At 70.0% G+C, this 17,242-nt stretch carries 17 protein-coding genes; 10 read left to right on the forward strand and 7 right to left on the reverse strand.

Translation table 11 applies throughout. The annotated features are described in order from the left end of the window. Positions 1-44 precede the first annotated feature (44 nt). The 7 genes from FVA80_RS21145 to FVA80_RS21175 form a co-directional block, all read right to left on the reverse strand. Positions 45-1,121 carry an alpha/beta hydrolase gene (locus FVA80_RS21145; protein WP_246692443.1) on the reverse strand — a complete coding sequence of 359 codons (1,077 nt, stop codon included), beginning with the start codon at positions 1,119-1,121 and terminating at the stop codon, positions 45-47. A gap of 312 nt (positions 1,122-1,433) precedes the next feature. Further along, positions 1,434-2,258 carry a heme ABC transporter ATP-binding protein gene (locus FVA80_RS21150; protein WP_147906527.1) on the reverse strand — a complete coding sequence of 275 codons (825 nt, stop codon included), beginning with the start codon at positions 2,256-2,258 and terminating at the stop codon, positions 1,434-1,436. Next, positions 2,251-3,303 carry an iron ABC transporter permease gene (locus tag FVA80_RS21155; RefSeq protein ID WP_187193451.1) on the reverse strand — a complete coding sequence of 351 codons (1,053 nt, stop codon included), beginning with the start codon at positions 3,301-3,303 and terminating at the stop codon, positions 2,251-2,253. The genes FVA80_RS21150 and FVA80_RS21155 overlap by 8 nt, the downstream gene beginning before the upstream one ends. Before the next feature lie 78 nt (positions 3,304-3,381). Continuing rightward, positions 3,382-4,272 carry an ABC transporter substrate-binding protein gene (locus tag FVA80_RS21160; protein ID WP_147906528.1) on the reverse strand — a complete coding sequence of 297 codons (891 nt, stop codon included), beginning with the start codon at positions 4,270-4,272 and terminating at the stop codon, positions 3,382-3,384. After that, on the reverse strand, positions 4,269-4,511 hold the full coding sequence (locus tag FVA80_RS21165; protein WP_147906529.1) for a hemin uptake protein HemP: 243 nt from the start codon (positions 4,509-4,511) through the stop codon (positions 4,269-4,271). The genes FVA80_RS21160 and FVA80_RS21165 overlap by 4 nt, the downstream gene beginning before the upstream one ends. 378 nt (positions 4,512-4,889) lie before the next feature. Next, on the reverse strand, positions 4,890-5,078 hold the full coding sequence (locus FVA80_RS21170; RefSeq protein ID WP_147957866.1) for a hypothetical protein: 189 nt from the start codon (positions 5,076-5,078) through the stop codon (positions 4,890-4,892). A 142-nt stretch (positions 5,079-5,220) separates the two neighbouring features. Next, positions 5,221-6,234: a PAS domain-containing protein gene (locus tag FVA80_RS21175; protein WP_187193452.1), complete on the reverse strand. Its 1,014-nt coding sequence runs from the start codon at positions 6,232-6,234 to the stop codon at positions 5,221-5,223. A gap of 694 nt (positions 6,235-6,928) precedes the next feature. Between FVA80_RS21175 and FVA80_RS21180 the strand changes: the two genes are divergently transcribed. The 10 genes from FVA80_RS21180 (at position 6,929) to FVA80_RS21220 (ending at position 17,238) form a co-directional block, all read left to right on the forward strand. After that, positions 6,929-8,860, forward strand: a complete 1,932-nt coding sequence (locus FVA80_RS21180; protein ID WP_147906531.1) for a methyl-accepting chemotaxis protein — start codon at positions 6,929-6,931, stop codon at positions 8,858-8,860. 31 nt (positions 8,861-8,891) lie between these two features. Continuing rightward, complete coding sequence (locus FVA80_RS21185; protein WP_147906532.1) at positions 8,892-10,490, forward strand: chemotaxis protein CheW; 1,599 nt, start codon at positions 8,892-8,894, stop codon at positions 10,488-10,490. Positions 10,491-10,554: 64 nt separating this feature from the next. Continuing rightward, complete coding sequence (cheB, locus tag FVA80_RS21190) at positions 10,555-11,658, forward strand: chemotaxis-specific protein-glutamate methyltransferase CheB (RefSeq protein WP_147957867.1); 1,104 nt, start codon at positions 10,555-10,557, stop codon at positions 11,656-11,658. Beyond that, positions 11,648-11,851, forward strand: coding sequence for a hypothetical protein (locus tag FVA80_RS30860; RefSeq protein WP_210249464.1), 204 nt, complete (start codon positions 11,648-11,650; stop codon positions 11,849-11,851). Before cheB ends, FVA80_RS30860 begins: the two co-directional genes overlap by 11 nt. Beyond that, positions 11,848-12,264 (forward strand): HEAT repeat domain-containing protein, encoded by a 417-nt coding sequence (locus FVA80_RS21195; RefSeq protein WP_246692063.1) that lies wholly within the window; start codon positions 11,848-11,850, stop codon positions 12,262-12,264. Before FVA80_RS30860 ends, FVA80_RS21195 begins: the two co-directional genes overlap by 4 nt. Then, positions 12,261-13,139 carry a protein-glutamate O-methyltransferase CheR gene (locus FVA80_RS21200; RefSeq protein ID WP_306440333.1) on the forward strand — a complete coding sequence of 293 codons (879 nt, stop codon included), beginning with the start codon at positions 12,261-12,263 and terminating at the stop codon, positions 13,137-13,139. Before FVA80_RS21195 ends, FVA80_RS21200 begins: the two co-directional genes overlap by 4 nt. Positions 13,140-13,146: 7 nt before the next feature. Beyond that, positions 13,147-13,524, forward strand: coding sequence for a response regulator (locus FVA80_RS21205; protein WP_147906535.1), 378 nt, complete (start codon positions 13,147-13,149; stop codon positions 13,522-13,524). Continuing rightward, on the forward strand, positions 13,521-16,172 hold the full coding sequence (locus tag FVA80_RS21210; RefSeq protein ID WP_147957868.1) for a chemotaxis protein CheA: 2,652 nt from the start codon (positions 13,521-13,523) through the stop codon (positions 16,170-16,172). The genes FVA80_RS21205 and FVA80_RS21210 overlap by 4 nt, the downstream gene beginning before the upstream one ends. Next, positions 16,172-16,447, forward strand: coding sequence for a hypothetical protein (locus FVA80_RS21215; protein WP_147906537.1), 276 nt, complete (start codon positions 16,172-16,174; stop codon positions 16,445-16,447). The genes FVA80_RS21210 and FVA80_RS21215 overlap by 1 nt, the downstream gene beginning before the upstream one ends. Beyond that, the gene (locus FVA80_RS21220; protein ID WP_147906538.1) at positions 16,444-17,238 is read left to right on the forward strand and encodes a ParA family protein; all 795 of its coding nucleotides are present in this window, start codon (positions 16,444-16,446) and stop codon (positions 17,236-17,238) included. The genes FVA80_RS21215 and FVA80_RS21220 overlap by 4 nt, the downstream gene beginning before the upstream one ends. Positions 17,239-17,242: the final 4 nt, after the last annotated feature.

Here is a 17,242-nt window from a genome sequence, read left to right on the forward strand (position 1 = left end):
GAGGCAGGATGAGGCGCGCCTGCCGAAGCGGTCCGCGTTGCGGCTCACGGATGGATCGGCCCGCCGTGCTCAACGACGATGGGTATCGCAGCGCAGGAGCCGTTGTCGAACAGCGCGAAGACGCCACATTGCGAGCCAAAGATTTGAGAACTGTGGTGGCCGACGCCCGGCACCTCCAACAAGGATTGCCGCAGCGCCCCGGCCGCAGCCATCGTCTTCACAAACGCGATCCCGCGTTGGAGCCGGCTCAGACCTTGCGCTTCAGCCGCACAGCTTCGGTCTAGTTGAGGATGATTTGGATCGTTGTCGTCTGTTCCAAGCAGATAAACGATGTCTTTGGCTAAATATTCCGTCCATAAAGACTCTGGATCTGACAACTGAGTCGCGTAGCGCGGCAAGCCAGTGTCCAGTCCGTATGCCCAGCGGTTGACGGCGCTGCATCCTGGCGCGGGTGCGAAGGGCCGCGCGGCATCAAAATAAAGGTAGTCGGAAGGATTGGCGACGACGTAGCGGATGTGGACACCGGCTGTCCGCAGTGGGGCCTGCCCATGCCCGACGGCCGCGTAACGTTGAACGAACCTGCCACCGGCCGAATGACCGGCGACGACGACCTTTCGCAAGTTCGGGAAAGTCTGCCGATCTGCGAGCCGGTCGAGGATCGCATCGAGAACATCGAACGAACTGATCGAGGCCGGTGCCGCGGCGTCCCGTCCGATCGCCCAGTCATTGGGCCCCCAACGCAGGGTCGTGTCCGGGAGATGGTGGGCTGCGATATCGGCCTGGATCAGGAACTGTGGCGTGATGACGAGTGCATCGTCAGCAGCCATCCCGGCTCGAGCGACAGCATACTCCCCCGAGCGCAGGTCGCGACGTGGCCACCCATGGATGACGATCACTGCGCGCCGGATGCCGGGCTGCGACACGGTCCAGTCTTGCGTCACATGCAGCGGGACCACTCCAACGCCCTGCCGCGCCCTGACTTCCAGCCGAGCATCTTGCACGACTGGCACAGGCGTCAGAACTTCCGGGTCCATCTCGGCCTGGGCCGATTGTAGGGCACTCATCACCCCCACAATCAGCATCAAGGGCGTGAGCAGACAGCGAGGTGAGCGCATGGGCATCGCCAAGTGAGCCTTGTCCTGGACCGAGTCCTGCTCCGACCGCCCACTACCTGTAAATGTCCGGCGACGCAGTCCTGCTGCTGAAGGCCGAGATCTTGCGAAAACTCCAGCGTTTTGCACCGAGTCAAAACAGCCATCTATGGCGGCGCATTGAAGATTTACCTCGGTCCTGAAACGGATCCAGAGTGGGTAAACTGAGGCGTATACGGACGCGATATTTTAATGCAACCGTCTCTACGGCAAATCAGCTTGCATGCATTCCAACTTTCCTCGGGAATATCTTGAAACATCTCCAGATCACCCGATCGCGAATCAGTTTTGTTGCCGACCTGCAACAGTCCGGTGCGGCAGGATGAACGGCTGGTCCGGGCCGGGGATTTTTCCGACCGGCCAGCGCACCCCGAACACCCGGGCGATCAGGTCGTCGCGGAGCACGTCCGCGGGCCGCCCGGTGGCGACCAGCCGGCCGGCTTCGAGCACCAGCAGCGTATCGGCGTAGGCAGCCGCGAGGTTGAGGTCGTGCAGGATCGCCACCACGGCGACGCCCGAGGCCGCCAGCGCCGCGGCGGCCTCGAGGAGAGCGCCCTGGTGGTTCAGGTCGAGGCTGGCGGTGGGCTCATCGAGGAACAGCACTTGGCCGTCCGCGACCGTGCGGCCGGCCTCCATCTGGCACAGCACCCGGGCGAACTGCACCCGGGCCTGCTCGCCGCCCGACAAAGTCGGGTAGGCCCGGGTCGCGAGATGGGCGACGTCGGCCCGGTCGAGGGCCCGGGCCAGGATCGCGTCCCGGTCGCGGGCCTTGAGGCCCCGCCCGATGCCGTCGAGGCCGATCCGGGCCACGTCCGCCGCGGCGAACGGGAAGGCGAGGCGCGTGGCCTGCGGCAGCACCGCCCGCATCGCGGCGAGCCGCCAGGCCGGGATCCGCTCCACCGCCTCGCCGCCGTAGGCGACCTGCCCGCTCGTCGGGTGCAGCTCGCCGCAGAGCAGGCGCAGCAGGGTCGACTTGCCGGCGCCGTTCGGGCCAACGATCACCTGCAGGGAGCCGGCCGCCACGGACAGGGACACGTCGCGCACGAGGTCGCGACCGGCCACCGTGACGGTGAGGTCGCGGGCACGGAGCAGGGTCGGCTCAGGCATCGGCGGCGACCCGCGCCCGGCCGAGCAGCAGCCACAGGAACACCGGTGCGCCGACCAGAGCGGTGACGATCCCGATCGGGAGCTCGGCCGGTGCCGCGACCAGCCGGGCGACGACGTCGGCCAGCACCAGGAACGCGCCGCCGAGCAGCGCCGAGGCCGGCAGCAGCAGGCGGTGCTCGGGGCCGATCGCCAACCGCAAGGCGTGCGGCACCACGAGGCCGACGAAGCCGATCACCCCGGCCCCCGCTACGCTGGCGCCGACCGCGATGGCGACCAGAACGATGCAGGTGCGCTTCAGACGCTCCACCGGGATCCCGAGATGGAACGCCTCCGCCTCCCCGAGCACCAGCGCGTTGAGGCCGCGGCCCAGGAACGGAACGGCGAGCAGCACCGGCAGGATCAGCGGTGCCGAGGCCGCGACCTTGCCCCAGGTGGCACCACCCAGGCTGCCCAACGACCAGAACGTGAGATCGCGGAGTTGCCGGTCGTCGCTGGCATAGGTCAGCAGGCCGGTGAGCGCGCCGCTCAGCGCCCCCAGGGCGATGCCGGCGAGCAGCATCGTCGCCACCGCGGTGCGCCCGGACCGCGTCGCCAGCCCGTACAGGATCAGGGTCGCGCCCAAGCCCCCCACGAAGGCCCCGGCCGGCAGGACCAGGTAGGGCAGCGGCCCCGGCAGGCCGAAATGGGCGAGCAGCCGGTCGCCCAGCACGATGATGCAGGCGGCGGCCAATCCCGCCCCCGACGAGACCCCGACGAGCGCCGGGTCGGCCAGGGGGTTGCGGAACAGCCCCTGCATCAGCGCCCCCGAGACCGCGAGCCCCGCGCCGATCATCAGCCCCAGCAGGGTCCGGGGCAGCCGGATGTTGAGCACCACCAGGGCGTCGCGCGCCAGCGCCGGATCGCTCCCGCCCCCGGTCAGCACCGCCAAGACCCGCTCTGGCGGGATCCGGATCGCCCCGAGGCTCACCGACAGCAGCGCGACCGCCAGCATCAGCCCGGCGAGCGCCGCCAACACCCACGGCAGGGCGGCGCGGCGGCTCAGCATCCGAGCGGCCCACTCACGACTCGGGACGCCTTGCGCGACATCGGCTCCGCTCTCTCAGGCAAAACAAGCGCGGCCCCCTCACTCACCCGGCAGGCCCGGGTAGATCGCGCGCATCAGCTCGGTGGCGGCCTGCGGGGTGCGCGGGCCGAAGCCGAGGAGATAGAGGCCGTCCATGGCGATCAGCCGGCCCTGTGCGGCGGCCGGGGTCCGGCCCAGGGCCGAATCGGGGGCGAACACGGTCTCGGGCTTGGGCGGCTCCGGGCCGTTCTGCATCATCACCACGGCGTCGGGGGCGGCGGCCACGATGGCCTCGTCGGTAATCGGCTTGAACCCGGCGACGCCCGCGGCCGCGTTGGTGATGCCGGCGAGCGCCAGCATGCCGTCGGCCGTGGACCCGGTGCCGCCCACGACCGTGCGGCCGCCCTGGAGGGAGAGGACGAGGATCGCCCGGGCCGGCGTCTCGATCCGCGCGCGCCTTTTCGCGACCTCGGCAAAGCGGGCGCGGACCTCGGCGGCGAGGGATCCGGCCTCCCGGTCCAGGCCGACCAGACGCCCGATGACGGCGATCTTGTCGAGGACGCCCTCGGGGTTCGACGGCTCGGTCACGGTCTCGACGCGCAGGCCGGCCTCGCGCAGCTGCGCCAGCACCGCGGGCGGGCCGGCGCCCTCGGCAGCGATCACGAGGTCGGGTCCGCAGGCGAGCAGCCCCTCGGCGGAGAGCGCCCGCAGGTAGCCGACATTCGGCTTCTCGCGCAGGGCCTCGGGCGGATACAGGCTGGTGGTGTCGACCGCGACGATCCGCGGGCCGGCGCCGAGGCGATACAGGATCTCGGTGACGGCGCCCCCGAGGGCGGCGATGCGGCCGGCCGGCGCCGGATCGGCTTTGGCGGCGCCCCCGCGCGGGGCGAGCGCGGTCGCGGCGGCGGCGGCCAGGAGGAAGCGGCGCGACCAGGCGGGGGATGGCGTCATTTGGTCAGGATCAGCTTGTCGTTGGCGGTGATGCGGAGCCGGTACCGCTGGCCGGCGTGGCGGATGACGAGCTCGCGGCGCCCCTGCAGGAGGCTCGCCGGGACGATCTCGCCGTTCCGGTCCAAAGCCAACGCTTCAAAGGCCAACGCTCCCGTGGCCAACGCCCGAACCCCGGTCCGCGGATCCCCGCGGCCCGGGACGCGTGCGCCCAGATTGTCATCCCCGTCCGGACCGGACATCTTTGGAAGGCCTCGGCTTCGTTCTTTGTAACACTTCAAAATACAAAGAGACATGGCAGAGATCTAACCATAGGGGCGATCAGCGGCAGATACCAGAGCCTTCCCGGCCAGGATAAGCTTGCGCGGATATCAGTCTCATCTCTCCGATCTTCACGGCGATCATCGCGGTACGTCCGGGCCGGAACGGCGCAAGACTGGACCACGCGCCGCGAAGCGCGTCCCGTGGTCGGTCGATACGGCGATGCCGGCGTCGAGGACCGCCGCGGTTTTTCCGGCGCACGCGGCCCATCAGGGCGCGGCGCAAGCGGGCTCGACAGAGATTCGCGGCCGCAGGCGCCGGGGCGGCGCCGGGACGCTGACGGACCGAGCGGCGCCGCCTCAGCCGAACAGGGGCAGGCCCGCGCCGATGATGACGAGCCCGAGCACGATCAGGCTGCCGCCCGCGCTCTCCAGGGCCGCCTGCTGCACGGAGCGCTTCGGGGCGATGCCCGCGAGGGTCGCACCGGTCACCAGGCAGATCACGCTCAGGATGGTCATGACAGCTGCCCCGGCGGTCGAATTGGACACGCGCAACGGTTTCGGTGCCGATATGGATGCAGAGCCGACGTTAACGAATGGCCTACACCGGCTCCCGGGTGCGGGGCGACGGCCCGGTCCGAGGGCCGGCATAGCGCCTCGATCCGGCGGGCGGTTTTGCGGCCGGATGCGGCTAGAGCCGGTCCCCACTTCGGCGGCGCGCGCCCAAAGCTGGCGGGAAGCGCCCGGGATCGACCTCGATGGCGACCCGGTCGGCGCCGAGCGCGGAGAACCGGATGCCGGCGCCCTCGAAGGCCTGGCGCACGGCCTGGCGGATCTTCGGACGCGGGCCCTCGCCGAACTCCTCCATCCGCCGGACGCTGGAGCCCGAGACCCCAGAGGCCGCGGCGAGGTCCTGGATCGACCAGCCGAGGACCGCCCGCCCCCCCCGGATCAGCGGCCCGATCGCGGCATCCGGCACCGCGTCGCGCGCGTCGTCCGGCACGGCGAGCACGAGGCCGAACCATTCACGCACCGCTCCGTCGGGCCCGGCCTGCGCCGCGCCGCGGCTGCTGAACCGGCGATACGTCCCGTCCGCACCGCGGACACGGTACTCCGCGCGGTAGGGCGCGCCGGTGGTCCGGGCGGCCTGCCAGGCGGCCAGGGCGACGCGGCGGTCGTCGGGATGGAGCGCGTCGAGCCAGCCGAACCCCGCCATCTCGGTGGCCGTCTGCCCGGTCAGGCGCTCCCAGCCGGCCGCCATCTCGATCTCCCCGGCGGGATGGGCCGACCAGGTCGCGGCGGTGATCGCGCGCAGGACGCCGGTCTGGCGCCCCTGCATCCAGGCCGCGATCTGCCGGGCTTCGTGGGTGGCCGTGGTGTCGAGCAGGACGCCGTCCGTGCGGGCGGGCAGCGCATCCGGTCCGAGCACCACGCCGGTCTTCAGGGCGACCCACCGGACCGTCTGGTCGGGCCGGATGATCCGGAATTCCCGGTCGACCACGTGGCCGAGCTGGATCAGGTCCCAAAGGTCCGCTTGGGCGGCCTGGTCGTCGGGATGGATCAGCCGGCGGAACAGGCCGCGCAGGTCGTCCGTGGCCGGAAGCCCGGTCACCCGGTGGAAGCCGGGGGAGCCCCACAGCCCCCGGGTCGCGATCTCGAGCGACCAGAAGCCGACCCCGCCGCGCTCCTTGACCAGCTTCAGCATCTGGTAGGACGACAGAGGAATTCCCTCGATGATATTGTCGTTATCGAACGCAGAAACAGGATCATGCTTCATCTAAAATAACTCAAACTCAGCATTTAACGATCAGATCAGGCCGTACAAAGATCTATATTTAGCGCGCAGCGATGTCCGCCGAACAGTATTTCTCCCCTGGATCTAGTAACGCAGCCACGACCGTCTCCGCTAGCGCAAGCTGAGCAAAGCTTCGCTGCGGTGCCGGCATGCCCCCGGGTGCCCCATCCCATGAGGTCCGGGCGGGTGGCTCGGCCGAGGCCGGCCGACGGGCCGTCTACTTAAAGTTCCCGATCGCGTCCAGGGTGCAGCAATCTCCGCCAGTGATCCGGAGCGGTCACATGTGCCGTTGGCTAAGTGAGCCGATTCTGATCAATCTCAAGGGGGGACCAACATTTTTATGAACCGTCTGAGCAGATTTCAATCAGAAAAAAACTTGTGACTCAGCGCATTCTTGATAAAGATTATGAGGTCATTAGTTTATGCGTGTCACATTATATTCACGTAACCGTAATTCACGACAATATGTATTATGTACCGGTAAATTTAGCTTCAGAACCATCCGAAAACTCGCACACCCGTCACGCGTCTACTTGAATACCAGCACACCCGCTTCTTCCGAGGAGCGGGAAACCCTCTGACCCCGATACCAAGGCGTCGACACATGGCTCTCGCGAAGAAATCCGCCATCCACTCCTTCCCGGCCGCGACTGCCCCGCGGGAGAACGTGCCGGCCTCCGCGGGTCGATCGCACCTCGTCGCCGAGGCGGAGAAGCGCAAGGCCCGGACCTTCGCGCGCCAGCAGAAGGCAGCCGAGCGGATCGCCTCGGCCACCGCCGAGCTGTCCAGCGGGATCGCCGAGGCGGCGGCCGCCGCCGAGGAGCTGCGCAAGGCCTCCGAGCAGATCGGCGTCGGCGCCGAGGAGGCCGCGGGCGCCGCCCAGGAGACCATGAAGGCGGTGAGCCAGGGCGGGGCCCTGATCCAGGCCGCCAAGGAGAACGCCACCAACTCCCTGCGCAAGACCGAGGCCCTGTCCGGTCTCGTCGTCGAGACCGCCGCGCAGATCGGCGCGTCGGTCGCGGCCATCGTCAAGGCGTCCGAGCGCCAGGAGGCATCGGTGAAGCTGGTCGAGGAGCTCGACCGGCAGGCCAGCGCCATCGGCGAGATCGTGAAGGCCGTGGCCCGGATCGCCGACCAGACCAACCTGCTGGCGCTGAACGCCGCCATCGAGGCGGCTCGGGCCGGCCAGCACGGCAAGGGCTTCGCGGTGGTCGCCGACGAGGTGCGCACCCTGGCCGAGACCAGCGAGAAGTCCGCCCGCGACATCCAGGCGCTCGTGGCGCAGATCCAGGCCGACGTGAAGGTCGCGGCCGACGGGATCAGCCAGTCGGCGAGCTCGGCCCGCTCTCAGGTCGAGACCGGCCGGGCGGTCAGCGGCCAGCTCGCGCGGGTCCGCACCGACATGGCCGAGATCATCGAGGGCTGCAACGAGCTGGCCCGGGCCGCCGAGGAATCGGCCACCGCCGCCACCGAGGCGCAGAAGGGCGCGGAGATCATCGCGGCCGCCGCCGAGGAGCAGAGCGCGGCCTGTCAGGAGGCCGGCAAGATGGTCGAGCAGCAGACCACGGCGCTGTCGCAGAGCGAGGATGCCGCCCAGGAGCTGTCCGGCCTCGCCGAGGAGCTGAAGAACAGCACCAATATCGGCAAGAGCGCCGAGGAGGTCGCCTCCGCGGCGGAAGAGCTGTCCAGCGCCGTCGAGGAGATCAACCGCGCCGCCGGACAGGTCACGATCGCCCTCGACGAGATCACCAAGGGCGCGCAGCAGCAATCGGCCGCGACCCAGCAATCCTCGGCGGCGATCGCACAGATCGAGCGGCGCGCCCAGGTGACCCAGACCCTGGCGGCCGCCGCCGTGGAGAAGGCGCAGGTGATCTCGGAGTCGCTGGCCGAGAACAAAAACCTGGTCGACGCGATGATGGAGGGCCTGCAGCAATCCGTCGAGGCGGGCCGCGTCAGCCGCGATCAGGTCGCCGCGCTGGAGCAGGTCAGCCGGCGCATCGACAAGATCGTCGACGCGATCACCACGGTCTCGATCCAGACCAACATGCTGGCGGTCAACGGCTCGGTCGAGGCGGCCCGCGCGGGTGAGTTCGGCAAGGGCTTCGCCGTCGTCTCGACGGACATCCGAAACCTCGCCCGGGATTCCGCCGAGAACGCCGAGCGGATCAAGGACACGGTCAAGGCCATCCAGGACACGATCGTGTTCGTGCGCGGCGATATCCAGGAGATCGCCGACGGCGCCGCCAGCGAGGTCGAGAAGAGCGGCGCCATCTCCCGCAACTTCGACACTGTGATCAAGGACATGGCCGAGGTGCTGGGCGGCAACCGGGAGATCCTGAGCGGCGCCGACGGCATCACCCGCATGGTCCGGGAAGTCCAGACCGCGATCGAGCAGGTCGCCGCCGCGGCCCAGCAGGCCGCCCGCACCTCCGCGGAGGCCGGGATCGCCGCCAGCGAGCAGGGCAAGGGCGCCGAGCAGCTCGCCGCCGCGATCGAGGAGATCGCCTCGCTCGCCGACGAGCTCCAGGCCGCCTGAGCCGAACCGCCCGGGGAGCGAGAGACCGACCATGGCAAACGCAGCAGCTCAGGCGGTGCAGGCGCCGGATTCCGGGTTCACGCCCGATCCGGGGGAGGCCGCCGCGCAGCCGGACCACGCGGACGGCCGCAGCGAGGCCCGCCAGTTCGTGATCTTCCACGTCGAGACGGAGATGTTCGCCGTCGCGCTGGCCGACGTGCAGGAGATCATCCGGATCCCCGAGGTGGTGCGGGTGCCGTTCAGCCCCGCCTCGCTGCTGGGGCTGGCCAACCTGCGCGGCACGGTCCTGCCGGTGCTCAACCTGCGGGACGTGTTCGCCTTCCCGCCGGTGCTCAACGACGACGCCACCCGGGTGGTGGTGCTCGACCAGGGCAATCCGATCGGCCTCGTGGTCGACCGGATGGCGAACGTGGTCACGGTCGATCCCGAGCGGATCGAGCCGACCTCGGCGATCGAGGGCAGCGTCGACACCAGCCTCCTGACCGGGATGATCAAGGGCGAGGACGGCCGGTCCATGGTGATGATCCTGGACGCGGCCCAGCTGGTGAGCCGCGAGTTCAGCCAGATCGCCACCAAGGTCCGCCGGGCCGCCGGCCAGGTGCAGGGCGCCGACCCGGCTTCGTCCGCCCGGGCCGAGGTCGAGGCGGACGAGGACCAGCTCGTGAGCTTCGAGGTGGCGGGTCAGGAATACGCCTTCCCGATCGAGCGGGTGCAGGAGATCGTGCAGCTGCCCGAGCGCCTCACCCACGTCCCGAACGCGCCCTCCCACGTGCTCGGGGTGATCACCCTGCGCAACCGCCTGCTGCCGCTCGTGTCCCTGCGCGAGATGTTCGGCCTCCCGGCCAAGGAATTCACCGAGACCAACAAGGTCGTGGTGGTGTCGCTGGGCGAGGGCGGGACCCTGTCGGTCGGCGTCGTGATGGACAGCGTCAAGGAGGTGCTGCGGGTCAGCCGCAACCTCGTCGAGGCGATGCCGGCCCTGCTGTCTCAGGACGGCGGCATGGACGAGATCCAGGCGATCTGCCGGCTGCAGGAGGGTCGGCGGCTGGTCTCCGTCCTGTCGGTCGAGAAGATGTTCGACACCACCGAGCTGCGCAAGCTGGCTGCCACGGAGAACGAGGGCATGAGCGCCGACGGACGACAGGACGGAGACGAGCGCCAGGACGCCGCCGACGAGGAGCAGTTCGTGGTGTTCCGCCTGATGGGCGAGGAATACGGCGTGCCGATCGAGGCCGTGCAGGAGATCGTCCGCGTGCCGGACGAGCTGACCCGGATCCCGAAGGCGCCGGCCTTCGTGGAGGGGGTGATCAACCTGCGCGGCATCGTGCTGCCGGTGGTGGACCAGCGCCGCCGCTTCAACCTCGCCGAGGCGGAGCGCAACGACCGCCAGCGGATCATGGTCTTCACCGTCCGCGGCGTCCAGACCGGCTTCATCGTCGATTCGGTCTCGGAGGTGATGCGGATCTCGGCCAAGGCGATCGGCGACGCGCCCAACCTCTCGGACACGCAGACGCGCCTGATCCGCCGGGTCGCCAACCTGGAGAGCCAGAAGCGCATGGTGCTGCTGCTCGACACGATGCAGCTCCTGGACACCCAGGAAGCCGCCGCCGTCCGGCTCAGCACCCATTGAGCGCGGGTCCGGGCCCCGGCTCGGCCCGACGCCCCCTCATCCCGTCACCCTGGCGAGACCCCGCATGATCCGAGCCCTCGTGGCCGATGATTCCGCGTTGATGCGCAGGCACCTCACGCAGCTCCTCGAGTCGGCGGGCGGCTTCACGGTCCAGACGGCCCGCAACGGCCTCGAGGTCCTGGAGGCGCTGCGGACCTTCGATCCGCACGTGATCACCCTCGACGTCAACATGCCCGAGATGGACGGGATCACCTGCCTGTCGCGGATCATGAGCGAGGATCCGCGGCCGGTGGTGATGGTCTCGTCGCTGACCGAGCAAGGTGCCGAGACGACCCTGCAGGCGCTGAGCCTCGGGGCGGTGGACTTCGTGCAGAAGCCCGGCGGCACGATCTCCCTGTCGATCGACCGGATCCACCGCGAACTCCTGATGAAAATCCGCAGCGCCGCGACCACCCGGGTCCGCCGCAGCACCGGCCTGCGCGGGCGCCTGGCCGCCCAGCGCCGGCGCGCCACACCGGAGCCGCCGCCCCGGTCTCCTTCGCGCGCGGGGCCGACCGGGTTGGTGCTGGTGGGCGTGTCCACGGGGGGGCCCGGAGTGCTGGAGGAGATCCTGCCCCGCCTGCCGAAGGATTTCCCCTGGCCGGTCCTGGTCGCGCAACACATGCCGAGCAGCTTCACCGGCGTCTTCGCCCGCCGGCTGAACGACCTCTGCGCCGTCTCGGTGGTGGAGGTCGCCCGGCAGATGCCGATCGAGCCCGGCACGGTCTACATCGCCAAGGGGGATGCCGACCTCGTCGTCACCCGCCGGGGCACCGGCTACTCGGCGACGCCGCTGCCGCAGAGCAACGAGCATATCTGGCATCCCAGCGTCGCCCGCATGGTCGAGAGCGCGCTCGCGCATCTCCCGGCCAACCGGCTGATCGCCGTGCAGCTCACCGGCATGGGCGACGACGGCGCCGAGGCCATGGCCCGGGTGCGGGCCGGCGGCGGCATGACCATCGCGCAGGACGAGGACACCAGCATCGTCTTCGGCATGCCGCACGAACTCATCAAGCGCGGCGGGGCCAGCCTGGTCCTGCCGAGCGACGCGATCGCAGAGCAGCTCGTCGGGTGGCTCCGTGCCCCGGAAGCCGGCGCTCGAGCCGGGGAACGCCGCCGTGGCCCTTAAGAAACCGACCCTGCCGAAGCCCGACGCCGAGGCGCCGCCGCACGCGGATCTCGACGCGCTCACGGCCGCCCTCGCCTCGCCGGAAAGCGGCGAGCGGCGCCGGGCCGCCCGCGAACTCGGCGCCTTCCGGAGGCCGGGCCGCTGCTGTGCGCGCATCTCGGCCGCGAGCCCGCCGCCAGCGTCCGCGCCGTGATCCTGACGACGCTGATCCGCCTCAAGTCCCCCGCGGTGGTGGAAGGCCTGCTGCCCTTGCTCCGCAGCGAGGACAGCGGGCTGCGCAACGCCGCGATCGAGGTGCTCCAGGAGATGCCCGCCGAGGTCGAGCCGCACGTCGCCGACCTGCTGGCCGATCCCGACAGCGACGTCCGCATCCTGACGGTCAACATGCTGAGCCTGCTGCCGCACCCGAAGGCGCCGGACTGGCTGGCCGAGGTCGTGGCGCACGATCCCCACATCAACGTCTGCGCGGCGGCGGTGGACGGCCTCGCGGAGATCGGCAACGAGGCCGCCGTCGCGCCGCTCCAGGCCCTGGCCGCGCGCTTCCCGGAGGTGCCGTTCATCCGCTTCGCGGCCGCCGCGGCGATCCGCCGGATCGGAGGCGCATGATGCAATCCTCCCGTTCCCTCGGGCAGACCGCCTCGGCGATCCAGATCAGCGAGGACGAGTACGAGAAGTTCTACGAGTATTTCTATCGCCGCACGGGCATCTCGTTCAGCGGCAAGAAGGAGTATTTCGTCGAGAAGCGACTCCTGGAGCGGATCGCCAAGACTGGCAGCGACAGCTTCAAGGCCTACTTCACCCTGCTGCGCTTCCAGGCGTCGGGGGAGGAGCTGCAGCATCTCGTCAACCTGATGACGGTCAACGAGACCTACTTCTTCCGCGAGGACTATCAGTTCGATGCCCTGGTTCGGGGCATCCTGCCCGAGATCACCCGGACGCGCCGGCCCGGCGCGACGCTGCGGATCTGGTCGATGCCCTGCTCGACCGGGGAGGAGCCCTACTCGATCGCGATCCAGATCCTCGAACACTGGTCGCGGGCGGACGAGTTCGCCATCGAGATCACCGGGTCGGACATCGATTCCCGGGTGCTGGCCGATGCCCGCAAGGGGATCTACGGCAACCGCTCCCTGCAGCGGTTGTCGCCGGAGCTGCGCAAGAAGTATTTCCGCCGTCTCGGCGACGACCAGTTCGAGATCCACGAGGAGCTGCGCAGCTCCATCGAGTTCTCGATCGCCAACCTATCCGACCCGATCCACATGCACCGCTATCGCGCGATGGACGTGATCTTCTGTCGGAACCTGCTGATCTACTTCGACGACACGTCCCGACGCGCCGCGGTCGAGGCGCTCTACGAATGCCTGATCCCGGGCGGGTTCATCTGCCTGGGCCATTCGGAGAGCATGAGCCGCATGTCGTCGATGTTCCTGCCGCGCAAGTTCGGCGACACGATCGTCTACCAAAGACCGATCGAACAGGATTGAGACGGGCATGTCCGGGAAACGAATACTTGTCGTCGAAGACGGCATCACGATGCGGATGTTCTACCAGGACGTGCTCGGCCGGGCCGGGTTCGTGGTCGAGGAGGCCACCAACGGGGTCGAGGGCCTGGAGAAGGCGCTGCTCGGCGGCTACGACCTGATGATCGTCGACATCAACATGCCCAAGATGGACGGCTACGAGCTGGTGTCCCGGATCCGGCGCGAGCCGTCGCTCCAGGCGACCCCGGTGGTCACGATCAGCACCGAGGCCCAGGACGCGGATGCGAGCCGGGCCTACGAGGTCGGCGCCAACTTCTACATCGTCAAGCCGGCCGATCCCGTGCTGCTGGTCGAGACCGCGCGCCTGCTGACGGGCGCGCAGCCATGACCAACCCCCTGCTGGCTCGGTTCATCCCGGAGGCGCGCGAGCTGCTGCAGGTCTCGGCCAGCGGTCTGCTGAAGCTGGAGCGGAACCCGACGGACGAGACCGCGATCAACGAGGTGTTCCGGGCGGTCCATACGATCAAGGGTTCGTCCGGCCTGTTCGACGCCATGGCCCTGACCCGGCTGGTCCACGCCGCCGAGGATCTCCTCGGGGAGGTCCGGTCCGACGCGCTCCAGATCGACTCCGCGCTGATCGACATGCTGCTCGACAGCCTGGACCAGGTCGGCCAGTGGATCGACGCGCTCGAGCGGCGCGCGGCCTTGCCGGCGGATGCCGACGGGGTGGCGCACCGGATGGCGACGCAGCTGCGTCAGCGCCTGGGATCGCAGGACGACGCGGGGGCGCCGGCGGCGGACGCGCGGCAGGAGGCCGATCCGGCACCCGCCGGAGCGGTCGCGACGGTGCCGCCGGCGCTTCTCGCCCGCCTGCCGGCCGCCGCCTGCCTGGACGCGTTCCGCCGCGCCTGCGGCGGCCAGGCCGTGCATCTGGTCCGCTACACGCCGGAGCCGGGCTGCTTCTTCAACGGCACCGACCCCCTGCTGACGATCCAGCAGGTGCCGGACGCGCTCGCCCTCGACATCGCGGCGACCGAGCCGTGGGGTCCGCTGGAAGATCTCGACCCCTACCAGTGCAACCTGCACTTCGCCCTGCTGAGTACGGCGCCCCGGCCCGAGATCGAGCAGGCGCTGCGCTACGAGCTGGACCAGGTCACCATCGCGGCCGTGCGGCCCCGGGACCTGGTGCGGATCGACGGCGCGGCCAGCGACGGTCCGATCTGGGACGACTTTCGCGAGGCGGCCTCGGGGTTCCTGGCCGCCGGGCGCCACGACGACCTGCGCAAGGCCGTGGGGGCGCTGCGCAGCGTCGCCGGGCCGATGCTGTGGCGGCGGCAGGCGCTGGACTGGCTCGACGCCGCCCTGTCGGCGGGATCGCCCGATGCGGGTCTCGTGGCGGCCCTCGTGGCGGCCGCCGGCTCGGGCCGGCTCGATCCGGCTCCGGCCCTCCCGCGCCGGCCGCGCCGGCACCCGAGCCGACGCCAAAGCCGTCCGCGCAAAGCCGCCGATCCACGGCAAGACCTCGCCCGCTCCGTCCTGGCGAGCCAGCATCGGATCCTGGAGCGCACCGGCTACGACGCGGAACGCCTCGCCTCGGTCGGCACCGTGGTGGGGAACGTGCTCCTGAGCCTCGGCCGCGACGCCGACCGCGCCGCGGTCCAGGCGGCCCTGGCGGAGGCCCGGGCGTCCCGCTCGGTCGCGCCCGTGCTCGACGCCCTCTCGGCTGTGCTGGCCGGCGCCCCGCTCCAGCGCGCCGAGGCCGCGCCGGACCTTGCCGGGACGCTGCCGCAGACCTTCGCCGAGGAGGCCGCGCCGGTCGCAGCCGCCGCCGGCAAGGAGCCCGAGGGGCGCATCGCCGCGAAATCCCTGAAGGTCGATCAGGCCAAGATCGACCTGCTGATGAACCTGATCGGCGAACTCGTCGTCTCGAAGAACGCCCTGCCGTTCCTCGCCAAGCGGGCGGAGGAGACCTACGCCTCGCGCGAGATGTCCCGCGAGATCAAGGAGCAGTACGCAGTCATCGACCGGCTCGCCCAGGAGATGCAGAGCGCGATCATGCAGGTCCGCATGCTGCCGGTGGCCGAGATCTTCGACCGCTTCCCCCGGCTGGTGCGGGACCTCGCGCGCAAGCTCGGCAAGCGGATCGACCTCGTCCTCGAAGGCGAGGACACGGCCGCCGACAAGACCATCGTCGAGGCGCTGGGCGACCCGCTGCTGCACATCGTCCGCAACTCCCTCGATCACGGCATCGAAACCCCGGACGAGCGCCGGGCGGCGGGCAAGTCGGCGATCGCCCGGATCCTGCTCAAGGCCCGCCAGGAGGCCGACAGCGTCGTCATCGAGGTCCAGGACAACGGCCGCGGCATCGATCCGGCGCGGATCCGCAGCGCCGCCGTCGCCAAGGGCGTGGTCGGCCAGGAGGAGGCGGACCGCCTGTCCGACCAGGAGGCGATCAACCTGATCTACCGCCCGGGCTTCTCGACGGCGGCGGAGATCTCGGACCTGTCCGGCCGCGGGGTCGGCATGGACGTGGTGCTGACCACCGTGGAGAAGCTCGGCGGTCAGGTCTCAGTGAGTTCCCGCCTCGGCGAGGGGACGGCGACGCGCCTTGCCCTGCCGCTCAGCATGGCGGTCACCCGGATCATGATCGTGGAGGCCGCCGGCAGCCTCTACGGCGTGCCGATGGACATGATCGTCGAGACCGTGCGGGTGCCGCGCGCGCGCATCCGCAGGATCAAGAAGGCCGAGAACTTCGTGCTGCGCGAGACGATCATCCCCCTGCTGCAGCTGTCGCGCCTGCTGCACCTGCCCGAGCAACAGCAGCAGCAATCCCAGGGTGAGGACGACGCCGCCGTCCTGGTCTGCCACGTCAGCGGCCGACGGGTCGGGCTGATCATCGACAACTTCCGGGAGGGGATGGACGTGATCCTGAAGCCCCTGGAGGGCGTCCTGGCCGGCATCGGCGGCTATGCCGGCACCACGCTGCTGGGGGACGGCCGGGTCCTCCTGGTCCTCGATCTCAGGGAGTTGCTGTGATGGGCATCCGGATCGCCCGCAAGACCGTCCATCTCGAAGGGCACTGCACCGTCGAGGAGGCCCTGCCGCTGCTGGAGGCCCTGCGCAAGCCGGGCCCCCACAAGGTCGTGCTGACCAAGTGCCTCGGGCTCCACGCCGCGATCCTGCAGGTCCTGGCCGCAGCGCGGCCGGCCGCCCTCACGCCGCCCGCCGACCCGGCGCTGGCCGGGGTCGTGATGCCGTTCCTACAAGGGGCCGCGGAGGCCGTCCCGCCGGCGCCCGGAGCGGCCGCTTGACCAGGATCCTGGCCATCTCGAACCGGAAGGGCGGCAGTGGCAAGTCGACGACCTCGGTCAACCTGGCCGCGGAATGCGGCGCCCGCGGCCGGCGTACCCTGCTGGTCGACCTCGACACCCAGGGCCATGCCGGCCTCGGCTTCGGCATCGTGCCGGAGCGCGATGCCCCGACCGCCCACCACATCTTCACGGACCCGGCCTTCGACCTGCAGGATGCCATCCGGCCGACCGTCTTCGCGGGCGTGTCGGTCGCCCCCGCCGACCAGCTGTTCGACGGCACCTCGGCCGTGGACCGCAGCGTCTCGGCCCTGCAGCGCTGCCTGCGCGCGCCGGAGATCGGGGCGCGCTTCGACCTCGTGATCGTCGACACGCCGCCCTCGCTGGACATGATCCTGGTCAACGCCCTGGCGGCGGCCGACGGCGTGCTCGTCCCGATGATTCCGCACGCCCTGTCGGCCGAGGGGGTGCGGCAGCTGGCGCGGCTGTTCTTCCGCATCGCCACCACGGTGAACAGTGACCTGACGGTGGTCGGCCTGCTGCCGGTGATGCTGAACGTGCACACCAATCACCACCGCGAGACCATGCAGGAGATCGCCCGGGAATTCGGAATCGAGCGCGTGCTCACCGGGATCCGGACTGACATCCGCCTGGCGGAGGCGTTCGCCGTCCGCAAACCGATCCGGGACTACGCCCCGTCCAGCCGCGGCGCGGCCGATTACAGCGTGCTGGCCGACGAGCTGACCGCATTCTGGCAGGCCGAGGCGGCGCCCGCACCCCACGCAGCACCCTAGGAGA

The sequence above is a fragment of the Methylobacterium sp. WL1 genome (assembly GCF_008000895.1).
Taxonomy (GTDB): Bacteria; Pseudomonadota; Alphaproteobacteria; order Rhizobiales; family Beijerinckiaceae; genus Methylobacterium.

What these genes read in the sequence shown, in the direction of transcription:
- FVA80_RS21145 (WP_246692443.1), bottom strand. Translation starts at nt 1,121, where the DNA reads ATGCCCATGCGCTCACCTCGCTGTCTGCTCACGCCCTTGATGCTGATT.
- FVA80_RS21210 (WP_147957868.1), top strand. Translation starts at nt 13,521, where the DNA reads ATGACCAACCCCCTGCTGGCTCGGTTCATCCCGGAGGCGCGCGAGCTG.
- FVA80_RS21160 (WP_147906528.1), bottom strand. Translation starts at nt 4,272, where the DNA reads ATGACGCCATCCCCCGCCTGGTCGCGCCGCTTCCTCCTGGCCGCCGCC.
- FVA80_RS21205 (WP_147906535.1), top strand. Translation starts at nt 13,147, where the DNA reads ATGTCCGGGAAACGAATACTTGTCGTCGAAGACGGCATCACGATGCGG.
- FVA80_RS21215 (WP_147906537.1), top strand. Translation starts at nt 16,172, where the DNA reads ATGGGCATCCGGATCGCCCGCAAGACCGTCCATCTCGAAGGGCACTGC.
- FVA80_RS21155 (WP_187193451.1), bottom strand. Translation starts at nt 3,303, where the DNA reads ATGCTGAGCCGCCGCGCCGCCCTGCCGTGGGTGTTGGCGGCGCTCGCC.
- FVA80_RS21180 (WP_147906531.1), top strand. Translation starts at nt 6,929, where the DNA reads ATGGCTCTCGCGAAGAAATCCGCCATCCACTCCTTCCCGGCCGCGACT.
- FVA80_RS21150 (WP_147906527.1), bottom strand. Translation starts at nt 2,258, where the DNA reads ATGCCTGAGCCGACCCTGCTCCGTGCCCGCGACCTCACCGTCACGGTG.
- FVA80_RS21165 (WP_147906529.1), bottom strand. Translation starts at nt 4,511, where the DNA reads ATGTCCGGTCCGGACGGGGATGACAATCTGGGCGCACGCGTCCCGGGC.
- cheB (WP_147957867.1), top strand. Translation starts at nt 10,555, where the DNA reads ATGATCCGAGCCCTCGTGGCCGATGATTCCGCGTTGATGCGCAGGCAC.
- FVA80_RS21185 (WP_147906532.1), top strand. Translation starts at nt 8,892, where the DNA reads ATGGCAAACGCAGCAGCTCAGGCGGTGCAGGCGCCGGATTCCGGGTTC.
- FVA80_RS21175 (WP_187193452.1), bottom strand. Translation starts at nt 6,234, where the DNA reads ATGCTGAAGCTGGTCAAGGAGCGCGGCGGGGTCGGCTTCTGGTCGCTC.
- FVA80_RS21200 (WP_306440333.1), top strand. Translation starts at nt 12,261, where the DNA reads ATGATGCAATCCTCCCGTTCCCTCGGGCAGACCGCCTCGGCGATCCAG.